8 protein-coding genes are annotated in these 13143 nt (G+C 33.3%); all 8 read left to right on the top strand.

All coding sequences use genetic code 11. The features are described 5' to 3' along the window. Positions 1-8 precede the first annotated feature (8 nt). The 8 genes from AXE80_RS12040 to AXE80_RS12005 all read left to right on the top strand — a co-directional run bounded on the left by AXE80_RS12040 (position 9) and on the right by AXE80_RS12005 (position 12615). Entirely contained in the window at positions 9-1361 is a 1353-nt protein-coding gene (locus AXE80_RS12040) for a Na(+)-translocating NADH-quinone reductase subunit A (protein WP_068827658.1), read from the top strand. Continuing rightward, positions 1361-2503 carry an NADH:ubiquinone reductase (Na(+)-transporting) subunit B gene (locus AXE80_RS12035; RefSeq protein ID WP_068827655.1) on the top strand — a complete coding sequence of 381 codons (1143 nt, stop codon included), beginning with the start codon at positions 1361-1363 and terminating at the stop codon, positions 2501-2503. The genes AXE80_RS12040 and AXE80_RS12035 overlap by 1 nt, the downstream gene beginning before the upstream one ends. A 2-nt stretch (positions 2504-2505) precedes the next feature. After that, entirely contained in the window at positions 2506-3204 is a 699-nt protein-coding gene (gene nqrC / locus AXE80_RS12030; protein WP_068827652.1) for an NADH:ubiquinone reductase (Na(+)-transporting) subunit C, read from the top strand. Between the two features lie 2 nt (positions 3205-3206). Further along, positions 3207-3881 carry an NADH:ubiquinone reductase (Na(+)-transporting) subunit D gene (locus AXE80_RS12025; RefSeq protein WP_068827649.1) on the top strand — a complete coding sequence of 225 codons (675 nt, stop codon included), beginning with the start codon at positions 3207-3209 and terminating at the stop codon, positions 3879-3881. A gap of 14 nt (positions 3882-3895) precedes the next feature. Then, on the top strand, positions 3896-4510 hold the full coding sequence (nqrE, locus tag AXE80_RS12020) for an NADH:ubiquinone reductase (Na(+)-transporting) subunit E (RefSeq protein WP_068827646.1): 615 nt from the start codon (positions 3896-3898) through the stop codon (positions 4508-4510). Between the two features lie 21 nt (positions 4511-4531). Continuing rightward, positions 4532-5827 carry an NADH:ubiquinone reductase (Na(+)-transporting) subunit F gene (gene nqrF / locus AXE80_RS12015; RefSeq protein ID WP_068827643.1) on the top strand — a complete coding sequence of 432 codons (1296 nt, stop codon included), beginning with the start codon at positions 4532-4534 and terminating at the stop codon, positions 5825-5827. 100 nt (positions 5828-5927) lie between these two features. Next, positions 5928-8093, top strand: a complete 2166-nt coding sequence (locus AXE80_RS12010) for a S9 family peptidase (protein ID WP_068827640.1) — start codon at positions 5928-5930, stop codon at positions 8091-8093. A 109-nt stretch (positions 8094-8202) separates the two neighbouring features. Further along, positions 8203-12615 carry a T9SS type A sorting domain-containing protein gene (locus tag AXE80_RS12005; RefSeq protein ID WP_068827637.1) on the top strand — a complete coding sequence of 1471 codons (4413 nt, stop codon included), beginning with the start codon at positions 8203-8205 and terminating at the stop codon, positions 12613-12615. Positions 12616-13143: the final 528 nt, after the last annotated feature.

Raw genomic sequence — 13143 nt, 5'->3', positions numbered from 1 at the left:
TTATAAATATGTCACAAGACATTAGGGTAAAAAAAGGCTTAAACATTAAGCTTAAAGGGCAAGCGGCTATGACTACAGCTGCTGTTTCTCGTTCCGATTTCTACGCTATTAAACCTACAGATTTTCATGGTATTATACCAAAACTTGCTGTTAAAGCAGGTGATGAAGTTATTGTTGGTGATGTAGTTTTCTTTTCTAAAGGAAATGACAGGATTAAGTTTACATCTCCTGTAAGTGGAACGGTTAAAGAGATTAAGAGAGGTGCTAAACGTAAAGTTTTAGCAGTTATTATTGAATCAAAACCAGAAGACCAATTTAAAGACTTTGGCGCTGCTGATCCTCTAAAATTAGAGAAAGAAGCAGTGTTAGAGAAGATTTTGGAGAGTGGAAGTTTTGCTTATGTAAAACAACGTCCTTACGACATTGTAGCAAATCCTTCGGATACTCCAAAAGCTATTTTTGTGTCTTCATTTGATACCAATCCTTTAGGACCAAACTATGCATTTGCATTAAAAGGTAAAGAGGAGGCTTTTCAAGCAGGTATCAATGCATTGTCTAAATTGACTGAAGGAGCAGTAAACTTATCGGTTGATGCTAATGAGGCTAGTTTCTTTAGCAAAGTTGAAAATGCAACGGTTTTTAATGTAACTGGTAAACATCCGGCAGGGAATGTAGGTACTCAAATAGCTGCAATTAATCCTATTAATCAAGGAGAACGTGTTTGGACAGTAAGTGCACAAGGAGTAGCTACTATTGGTGAGTTGTTTTTAACAGGAAACTACAATCCAACTAAATTGGTTGCTTTGGCAGGTTCAGAAGTTAAAAATCCTCAATATTATGCCTTGGCTGCTGGTCAAAGTATAAAATCTTTAGTTGAGCAAAGTGCTGATGTTAAAGGTTCTAGAATTATTTCTGGAAACGTTTTAACTGGAACGCAAATCCAATTAGATGATTACTTAGGTTTTTATGACAATGTGATTACTGTAATCCCAGAAGGAAACAAGCACCGCTTTATGGGGTGGTTGCCTTTTGTAGGAAGCGGTTCTATCCATAGTGCAGCTAAAACATCTTTTGCATGGTTAAATCCAAACAAAGAATATGTTTTAGACACTAGTTTAAATGGAGAAGAAAGAGCATTGGTAGTAACTGGTGAAATGGAAAAGGTTGTGCCTTTAGATATTTTCCCATTACAACTATTAAAAGCTTGTATTGCAAATGATATTGAGAAAATGGAAAATTTAGGGATTTACGAGGTAGCTCCTGAAGATTTTGCATTGGTAGATTATACCAACACTTCAAAAATTGAAGCTCAAGAGATCATCAGACAAGGATTAGACTTAATGATTAAAGAAGTAGGATAATGGATTTTTTAAGAAAGAAATTTGACGAAATAAGAAAGCCTTTCAACCCGGGAGGTAAATTCGAAAAATTTGCTCCAGCAATAAACTCTATAGATACTTTGTTATTTGTGCCTAAGCACAATACTCACAAAGGAGCACATATTAGAGATGGTGTAGATTTAAAAAGAGTAATGATCACAGTAATATTTGCTTTATTACCAGCATTGTTATTTGGGATGTACAATTTAGGATACCAACATTTTTCTCAGTTAGGAGAGAGTACAGCTTTTATAGACTGTATGATTTTTGGAGCTTGGAAATTTTTACCAATGTTATTAGTTTCTTACGGTGTAGGATTGGCTATTGAGATTGGTTTTGCTGTTTACAATAAGCATGAAGTTAATGAAGGGTATTTAGTTTCTGGAATGTTAATTCCTTTAATTATGCCAGTTGATTTTCCTTTATGGATGTTAGCTATCTCAGTAATTTTTGCTGTGTTTATTGGTAAAGAAGCTTTTGGAGGTACAGGAATGAATATTTTTAACCCTGCTTTAATTGCTCGTGCTTTTGCATTTTTCTCATACGCTCCTCAAATGTCTGGAGATAAGGTATGGGTGGCTGACGCAAGTACTATTGATGCTGTTTCTGGTGAAACTATTTTAGGAAAATTAGCTGCAGGATCTGATGCAGGTTGGTCTGTTTTAGATATGTTTTTAGGGTATGTTCCTGGTTCTGTAGGAGAAACTTCAGTATTGGCCATTTTAATTGGAGCCGCAATTTTAATCGCTACAGGAGTTGGTTCTTGGAAAATTATGACAGGAGTTGTTGTAGGTGGTGCTGCAATGGGGTTAATATTTAATGCGTTAGGATTAAATGCCTTAATGGAATTCCCTTGGTGGCAACATTTATTAGTAGGAGGTTTTGCTTTTGGAGCAGTATTTATGGCAACAGATCCAGTATCTGGTGCACAAACTGAAAAAGGAAAATGGATCTACGGAATATTAATCGGTTTCTTTGCAATTATGATTCGTGTATTTAACGGAGCATATCCAGAAGGAATGATGATGGCCATTTTATTAATGAACGTTTTTGCTCCAACTGTAGATCATTATGTGATTGCAGGGAACATTAAAAAGCGTAAAAAACGTTTAAAAGCTGCATAATTATGAATAAGAATAGTAACGCATATACGTTTATCTTCGCAATCATTATTGTAACAATTATTGCAGGATTATTAGCATTTACTGCCACTAGTTTAAAACCTTTACAGGACACAAACGTAAAAGCAGAAAAAATGCAAAATATTTTAGGAACTATCGGTATTACTGATGTTTCTAGAGAAGAAGCTGAAGCAGAGTTTAACAAATACATCAAAGAGCAATTGGCTTTAAAAAGTGATGGATCTGTTGATGCAAGTGCAAAAGCTTTTAACATTGGGTTGAAAAATGAAGTTAAAAAAGATGTTGATCAACAACGCTATCCTTTATATATAGCAGAAAAAGATGGACAAACTTTTTATGTAGTGCCATTATACGGAGCTGGTCTTTGGGATGCAATATGGGGATACATAGCTTTAGCTTCTGATAAGAATACTATTGTAGGGGCAAACTTTGACCATAAAGGAGAAACTCCTGGTTTAGGTGCCGAAATTACTACGGATTGGTTTCAAGCTCAATTTACAGGAAAAAAGATTTTAGATGAGTCAAATAATTTTGTTTCTGTTACCGCTGTTAAAGGTGGAGCAAAAGCAGGAGACGATCATGGTGTAGATGCTATTTCTGGAGGTACTATTACTTCTAATGGAGTATCTGATATGATTGACGAACGTTTGTCACATTATTTACCTTACTTTAAAAATAACTAGTCATGGCAGAAGTAAAAGAAGCATTATTTTCAAAGCAAAATAAAGCGTTGTTATCAGATCCATTAAACGATAACAACCCAATTTCAGTTCAGGTATTAGGTATATGTTCAGCATTGGCAATTACAGTTCAGTTAAAGCCAGCTGTAGTGATGTCTTTAGCAGTATTATTTGTTGTTATTGCGTCTAACGTAATCGTGTCATTAATACGTAACCTAATCCCAGGACGTATTCGTATCATCGTTCAATTATTAATTGTTGCCTCTTTGGTAATTTTAGTAGATCAGGTGTTAAAAGCATATGCATACGATGTAAGTAAAGAATTATCAGTATTCGTAGGGTTAATTATTACAAACTGTATTGTAATGGGACGTTTAGAGGCTTTTGCTTTGGCAAACGGACCATGGAAATCTTTCTTAGATGGAGTAGGAAACGGTGCAGGTTATGCCTTAATCTTAGTTTTAGTAGCTGTCTTTAGAGAGTTGTTAGGATCGGGTAAATTATTTGGAATTGAAATTTTAGGACATAAAGCTAAAACAATTGCAGATTCTACAGGATTGTATGCTCTAGGATATGAGAACAACGGATTTATGTTATTGTCTCCAATGGCATTAATTACCGTAGGAATCATAATCTGGGTACAACGTTACAAGAACAGAAAATTAATTGAACAACATTAAAATCTATAGTTACGATGGAATATATTAACATCTTTGTAAAAAGTATATTTATTGATAACATGGTATTTGCATATTTCTTAGGAATGTGTTCTTACTTAGCAGTATCAAAAACAGTAAATACGGCTGTAGGTTTAGGAGCGGCAGTAGTATTTGTATTGTCTATTACAGTTCCTGTAAACTTTTTAATAGACTCATATTTATTAAAGCCAGGTGCTTTATCATGGTTAGGTGAGGAATACGCAAGTATCGATTTATCTTTCTTAAGTTTTATCATGTTTATTGCAGTAATTGCATCAATGGTACAATTGGTAGAAATGATTGTTGAGCGTTTTGCACCAGCATTGTACGGAGCATTAGGTATTTTCTTACCGTTAATTGCAGTAAACTGTGCTATTTTAGGAGGATCTTTATTTATGCAACAAAAAGATTTTGCCAATGTTGGTGAGTCTGCTGTATATGGATTTGGATCAGGAATAGGATGGTTATTAGCTATTGTGGCTATTGCAGCTATTAGAGAAAAAATCGCATATTCTCATGTTCCAGGACCGTTAAAAGGTTTAGGAATTACTTTCATCATTACTGGTTTAATGGCGATTGGGTTTATGAGTTTCTCAGGAATCAAATTATAAAAATAAAGAACAGATATAATTATGAATGTAATTGCAATTAGTATCGTTGTTTTCTTGATTATTGTTTTAATCTTAGTAAGTATTTTATTAGGAGCTAAGGCAAAATTATTACCATCAGGAAAAGTAAAAGTTACGATCAACGGAGAAAAAACAATTGAAGTAGAAACAGGAAGTTCTTTATTAGCAACTTTAGGTAACGAAAAAATATTTTTACCATCAGCATGTGGTGGAGGTGGAACTTGTTTACAGTGTGAATGTCACGTTCATTCTGGAGGAGGTGAAGCTTTACCAACAGAAACACCTCACTTTACTCGTAAAGAGTTAGCTAAAGGTGCTCGTTTAGGTTGTCAGGTAAAGGTTAAAAGTGATATGGAAATCTCTATTCCAGAAGAAATTTTTGGAATTAAGAAATGGGAAGCTACTGTAGTTCGTAACTATAACGTAGCGTCATTTATCAAAGAGTTTGTTGTAGAAATTCCAGAAGATATGGACTACAAAGCAGGAGGGTATATTCAAATTGAAATTCCACCTTGTGAAGTAAAATATTCTGATATGGATATTACAGCTCACCCTACGGATCACCCAGGTGAACCTGATAAATTCCAAACAGAGTGGGAAAAATTTGGTCTATGGCCATTGGTAATGAAAAACCCAGAAACTGTAGAGCGTGCTTACTCTATGGCTTCTTACCCTGCAGAAGGAAGAGAAATTATGTTAAACGTACGTGTGGCTTGTCCTCCTTTCGATAGAGTAAAAGGTGGATGGATGGATGTAAATCCAGGGATTGCTTCTTCTTATGTATTTAACCAAAAACCAGGAGATAAAGTTACTATTTCAGGACCTTATGGAGAATTCTTTATCAACGAAGATTCTGATGCTGAAATGATTTATATTGGAGGTGGAGCTGGTATGGCGCCAATGAGATCTCACTTATATGAATTATTTCACACCATGAAAACGGGACGTAAAGTATCTTATTGGTACGGAGGTCGTTCTAAGCGTGAGTTGTTCTATATTCACTACTTTGAAGACTTAATGAAGAAATTCCCTAATTTCCAATTATACTTAGTATTGTCAGAGCCTTTAGAGGAGGATAACTGGAAAGTGAAGAAAGATATTCATGATAAAGAAGGTGATGGATTTGTTGGATTTGTACACCAATCTTTAATTGATAACTATTTATCATCACATGAGACACCAGAAGATATTGAGTTTTACTTCTGTGGACCACCAATGATGAACCAAGCAGTAGTTAAAATGTGTGATGATTTTGGAGTGCCAAAAGAAAATGTACGTTTTGATGACTTTGGAGGATAATAAATCTTCTATGATATATAAAAAAAGCTTTTTAGAATTTCTAAAAAGCTTTTTTTATTTTAGTTAACTATATAAATATTAATCCTATCAAAATTTTAAGATGAACAAATCATATTTTCTGTTTTATATAACGCTGTTTTACGCTGTGTTTTCTCTAGCTCAAAAAAAAGAAATCACGCTAAGTGAAATATGGAGCGGAGAATTCCGAACAAAAGGAATGCGTGAGTTACAAAGTCTAAAAAATGATAGGGAATATACCGTTTTAAATTGGGATGCCTCTACTCGTTCAACTTCTATTGATTTATATGATTATGAATCACAAGTAAAAAAGAAAACTATTGTAAGATCATCCGAACTAAATATTACTCCATTTTCAAAATATTCATTCAGTCAAGATGAACAGAAAATTTTATTGGCTACAGAGTTAGAGCCTATTTACAGGAGGTCAACCTTAGCTAAGTATTTTGTCTATGATATAGTTACATCAGAATTAATTGCTGTTGATGATAGAAAAATTCAAGAACCAACTTTTTCTCCTATTGGAGACAAGATTGCTTATGTGTGTAATAATAATATTTATATTAAAAACTTGGTAGATAATTCAATTATACAAATTACTTCTGATGGAGAAAAAAATAAAATCATCAATGGAATAACAGACTGGGTTTACGAAGAGGAGTTTGAATTTGTTCGTGCTTTTGAATGGAACAAAACAGGAACTCAATTGGCTTATGTAAAATTTGATGAAACCAAGGTGCCAGAATTTTCTATGGATATTTATGCTCAAAATTTATATCCAAAACAACAAGTGTTTAAATATCCTAAAGCTGGAGAAAATAATTCACAAGTGTCACTTTACAACTGTAATGTTTTATCAAAAGAAACTTTAAAAATTAATTTTCCTGAAAGTCCATATTACATCCCTAGATTCAAATTTACTGAAGAAGAAAATTTATTAAGTGTGCAAACGCTTAATAGACATCAAAACAATTTGAATTTGTATTTCTGTGATGTTGAAAAAAATCAAATTCATCTTGTTTTAAATGAAAAGGAAGATACTTATATCAGTATTGCCAATCATCTTACTTTTTTAAAAGACAATAGTTTTTTATGGCTAAGTGAAAAGGATGGATACAATCATATTTATTATTATTCAAAATCAGGAGAGTTAAAAAAACAAATCACCAAAGGTTTGTGGGAGGTTACTGATTTTTATGGTTATAATTCAAAAGATAAAATGATTTATTATCAATCCACAGAAAATGGAAATATCAATAGAGATGTTTATGCAATTAATATTAAAGGAAAAAATAAAAAAAGGCTAACTAAAAAGGTAGGAACCAATGCAGCTACATTTAGTACAGGTTATACTTATTTTATTAATACGTTTTCTAGTGTACAAACACCTTATTGTTATACATTAAATCAAACAAATAAAGTGGTAGAAATTAAAGAATTGGTTAATAACGAACCATTGTTAGAAAAACTTAAAGATTATGAGTTTTCTAATAAAGAGTTTTCTACCATAAGAGTTAATGGGAACGATTTAAATATGTGGATGATAAAACCTGTAGATTTTGATGATCAAAAGAAATATCCTGTGTTAATGTATCAGTATAGTGGTCCAGGTTCTCAAGAAGTAGCGAACAAATGGAATGGGGCAAATGATTACTGGTATCAATTATTAGCATCTAAAGGGTATATTGTGGTTTGTGTAGATGGTAGAGGTACCGGGTTTAAAGGCGCAGATTTTAAAAAAGTAACTTATAAAAAATTAGGGAAGTACGAGGTAGAAGATCAAATTCAAGCAGCAAAACAATTAGGAGCTCTTTCTTATGTTGATGAAAATAGAATAGGAATTTGGGGATGGAGTTATGGAGGATTTATGAGTAGTAATTGTATTCTAAAAGGGAACGATGTTTTTAAAATGGCAATAGCCGTAGCTCCAGTAACAAGTTGGAGGTATTATGATACCATTTATACAGAACGATACATGCAGACTCCACAAGAAAATCCTGAGGGTTACGATTTAAATTCACCTATAAATTTTGCAGACCAACTAAAAGGAAAATTTTTGTTAATACACGGTACTGCTGATGATAATGTACATGTACAAAATTCAATGAGGTTGATTGAGAGGTTAATTATTAAGAATAAACAATTTGATTGGGCTATTTATCCAAATAAGAATCATGGAATTTACGGAGGGAATACCAGATTACAGCTTTATACAAAAATGACAAACTTTATTGAGTATTCTTTGTAGTGTTATAGAAAAAGCCTATATTATAGGTTAGGGTTAAAATGACGAAATTGTCATTTGTTTAAGCAAAGTTGTTTAAATACATAATATGTACATAAATCTACCCCGATATATGAAATCTTTATTTATTCTTGTTTTGTCAATTGTATTGTCTGTTGCGGTTAAAGCTCAAGACAAAGGACCTGGAGGTATTGGAACTACAGATGGCTCTGATATTTATTTATGGGTTAAAACCGATGGGCTTTCTGCAGGTGCTTTAGCTAATTGGACGGATAATTCTGGTAATAGCAATTCTCTTTCGCAAGCGGCAGGTACCGATCAGCCAACTATAGTAACCAATACGTGGAATGGATTTCCTGTAGCTCAATTTGATGGAGCTAATGATCATATTTTTGTATCAATAGCAGGGCTTACTTCAACTGCTAATTATTCAGTTATTGCTGCTTGGGAGCAAACAGATGCTACTCCTGGAAATTATGGAGCTTTGTTCTCTAGTGAAACAGCATCTCCTAGTACATCCGGAAGTTTTCAAATTGCTTTTAATAATGATGGAGATACTAGTGGTTTACCCGATTCCTTTCAAGTTGGGGGAGTAGGTACTTTTGATATAGATACCGAAGGGAATTCCTACGCTACAATAATGCAGAAACACATGTTGTATTTTGGCCGTTCTGGTGATGGAGCATCAGGAGGAGTGGCTGAGTTTATAGAGTCATATATAAATGAAGCAAATTATGTTAGCAAGTTTACAGGAAATACAAATGCAACTTATTTTGATGAGTTTAAAATTGGAGCAAATAGAGGAAATGGTTCTAAAATTCAAATGAATCTTTCGGAGTTTGTAATATATAAAAATGCTTTAACCGATGTAGAACGAATTATTTTAGCGAATTATTTAGCTACTAAGTATGATTTTTCTTTAAGCGCTAATACGGTTTACGAAGGAGGAGCATCGGGTTATGATTTTGATGTTGCTGGTGTAGGACAAGATGATAATGGTGATCAGCATTTAAGTGCTCAAGGAACAGGAATTGTAGCTGTAACATTAGCTGGAGGAGGTAGTTTAAATAATGATGAGTATTTAATGTGGGGGCATAATGGTGTTGATGTTACTACAGCATCTACCGTTTCATATTCACCTGCTTCAGGGAGTACAACTACAATAGATAATCAATTAGACAGAATTTGGTATATGTCCGAAAATGATGCTTCAGGGGTATCTGTAGATTTGGGTACAGGATCAGTTTTGTTAGATATGGCTACTTTATCGCATGATATCTCAAATGATTCCAGAATAAGACTTTTGGTTGATGATGATGGTGTCTTTGGAACAGGAACTACAGGTTATACAGGAACAATTACTTCCGGAATTGCAACTTTTACCGGTGTAGATTTTAATGATGGCTATGTCTTTACTTTTGGTTCAACAAATTCAGGTCAACCTATTGGGGTTATTGCCGGAAATGGTATTGGAGGATATTCCGGTCCAGGAGGTATAGGAAACAATAATGGTTCTGATATGTACTTGTGGTTAAGAGCAGATTTAGAAACAAGTATATCTACGGAAACTGGAGTAAGTCAATGGAATGATCAATCAGGAAATAATAATAATGTTGTTCAAGCAACATCAGCCGATCAGCCGTCATATCAAACATCAGTAATAAATGGTTTGCCGGTTGTACGTTTTGATGGAGAAAGTGCTAGTCATGAATTAACTGCAGATATTGCTGATATCACAGATGAATCATATACCATTATTTATATATGGGATTTTACAAAATCTACAACAGCTATAGCTCAAGAGTCTATATTTTCAAGTTCAAATTCATCTAGCACAACAGATTCTTTCCAGCATGGTTTTGCAGGAACATCCCCAACAAATTTAAGATGGCAAACTACTTCTCATCAAATGGTGCAGGAAGCTGATTTTTCAAGTGGGACAATTGGTATAGATACACCAAATGTAATTATTTACACTAGAGAAGCTAATGAAACCAGTACATCGTATTCTAATAATACACAAACATTAAGCAAAACACTAACAGGATCAGAGAATTCGGTGTTTACCCATTTTAAACTAGGGGAAAACAGAGGTGGTGGAAAAAATATTGATGCTGATTTGGCTGAAATGATTATTTTAAATAACAGTATAAATGATGTAGAAAGAACGATTATTTCAAACTATCTGTCTGCAAAATACAATACAAGTTTAACGGCTAATGATATATATGATGGAGATGATGATGGTTATGACTATGATGTTGCTGGAATCGGTAACGATGGAACATATACACATTTAGATTCTCAAGGAACAGGTATTGTACGTATAAATAATGCTTCAGGACTGGGTAATGATGAGTATTTGTTTTGGGGAGCAAATGTAAACAACACTAGTTTGCATACTTTCTCTAGAGTTGAGACGGGCGATACTGATTTTTCAAGATTAGATACTCATTGGAAGGTAAGTGAATCAGATGCTAGTGGAGGTTCTGTTAATGTGGGGCAATTTGATATTTCTTTTGACTTGTCAAAAATAGACTTTGGAGAGCTAGATGTGGATAACTGTTTAGATTTAAAATTAGTTGTTGATCAAGATGATGCTGATGCTATTTTTAATACAGTAAGTAGAACAATAGATTTAACTATTGATAATGGTTTTGCTTTTGCGAGTTTATCTTCTGGTTCTGACATAACAGATAATGATATTTTTACATTACAATATCAAGATGCAATAGTAAGAGAGTCTGATACGTGGAATAATACGATTGGTGGAGATGTAGCTCCGGACAATTCTGATGCCTGTTATAAATTAGTAATTAAAGAAAATCAAGAAGTTACTTTGACTTCAGATATAAACGTACTTAAAATAGAAGTAGAAAGTGGAGCCGTTCTTACAGTAAATTCAGGGTTAGAAATTAATATTGAAGGAGGAGTGGTGTTAAATGGAACAGGACAACTAAAATTATTGGGTACTTCTCAGTTAATTCAACACCATACAGGAGAAACTTTAAATACAGGTACTAATTTTTATAATACGATAACGCCACCAACAAAAAATCAATTTGTGTTTTCTTATTTTGGGTCACCAGTAGACGAAGGTTCGGGAGAATATACTGTTGGAGGAGTTTTAAAAGACGGTAGAATTAATGCCTTGTCTGCTACTACTACAGGAGATGATATAACTTTTATATCTAATGATTCTGATGGTTACCAATCAGGAAGTGAAACTGCTATTTCTGAAAATTGGATTTATTCATATGAAGATGGGGAAACAGGTGCAGATTTTGTACTTAAGCAATCAACAGGAAGTTTTGATGTAGGTTTAGGTTTTTCAATGAAATATCCTGGAACATCTTCACAGCCTTTAATATATAATGGAAGGCCAAATAGTGGGTCTTATACGATACCTATTGAAAGAGATGTGTATACTATGATTTCAAATCCATATCCAAGTGCTATTGACGCAGATGTTTTTATAAGTGATAATGATTCTGCAATAACAGGTACTTTGTATTTTTTAGAGCAACAAGCTACTATAAGTTCTCATTATCAAAGTGATTATGAATTAGGATATAGTACATGGTCAACTGGAATTGGTACTGCTGCAAGTGTAGCTGTTTCGGGTACAGCAGGACTTGGTGTAGGTACTTATACAGCGCCAGATCAATATATAGCTGTTGGTCAAGGGTTTTTAGTTGCAGGAGATCATAACGGAGGAAATATTGTTTTTGATAATAATCAAAGAGTTTTTAAAGAATTAGGTGAAGATGGAAGTGGTGTTGATGGCTCTGTGTTTTTTAAACAAAGTAAAGCGAAAACAATAACTCCTAAAATACCAACAGTGCACATTGGTTTTGAGTTTCAATTGTCAGATGATGTGATGTTTCATAGAAATTTAGGAGTGAGTTTTAAAAAAGGAAATAATTTAACCAATAATGATCAGGGATACGATTCATATATATATGACCAAAAACCCTCAGATGCTTATTTTGGAGTTCAAACGGTTAATAATTATGAGGATGAATCTGTAGAATATAAAGACGAGAAGTTTGTGACTGTAGGGGTGGAGGAGTTTAATGAGAATATAGAGATTCCTATATTTATTGGGTTGGATCAAGACAGAACAGTTTATTTTAGAGTAGATGAGTATAATGGTATTGATAATACAATATATTTAACAGATGTAGAGGCAGGTACTCAGGAGGTGTTAACTGGTGGAGTAGTTAGTAAGCAGCTTTCTTTAGGGGAATATTCTAATAGATTCTATGTTACTTTTAAAGAAGATCAAAGTTTAAAAAACGATCATATAATATCAGAAGACTTTTCTATTACAAAAACAGAAGGGAATTTAGTTGTATTATCATCGGTATATAAAATAAATAAACTGAGTCTGTTTTCGATTACTGGTAGTTTAGTTCAGGAGGTTAATCAGTCAACAATTAATATATCTAGGTTTAGTAACGGTCTTTATATATTAAAGATTGATACTAATGATGGTGTTTCTACGATTAAGGTGGTATTATAATCAGGATAATATATAATATAAAGAAAGAGATCTACAAAAAGTAGATCTCTTTGTTGTTTATGTATATGATGATATTGATATGGATGTATATAGAGATACCGAATTAGCATAGTTTTCAGAGGTTATATGCATTAAAAAGCAGGTTGTGTTAAAAATAAATTAAGATGTAATAATCGATAAATAAGGCTGTTAAGTGTTTGCGTTAAAATAATGTAAAAAATAGTTTACAAAAGATTAGGAAATAAAGTTAAAAGGTGCGTATCTTTGCAGCCGCAACAGCGAGCAGGTAACTGCTAAGAGGGGCGAAAAAGTTCAGATACATTAAGGGTTTTATGAGTGGTTTAGGTCACTATTTTAGGGTAAAAAAAGATTTAAAAAATATTTTAAATTTTATTTGTTTTAGAAGAAATAAAGTTCTTATATTTGCAACCGCTTAGCGAAGCAGCTAAGTGACTAACTTGTAAAAGAGTTGGTGTTAAAAAAAACCACATAGTGGTTAAGTTCATTGAGAATATTGAAATTGACAGC

The organism is Wenyingzhuangia fucanilytica, from assembly GCF_001697185.1.
GTDB lineage: Bacteria > Bacteroidota > Bacteroidia > Flavobacteriales > Flavobacteriaceae > Wenyingzhuangia > Wenyingzhuangia fucanilytica.
This window is presented reverse-complemented; position numbering and strand designations above follow the sequence as displayed.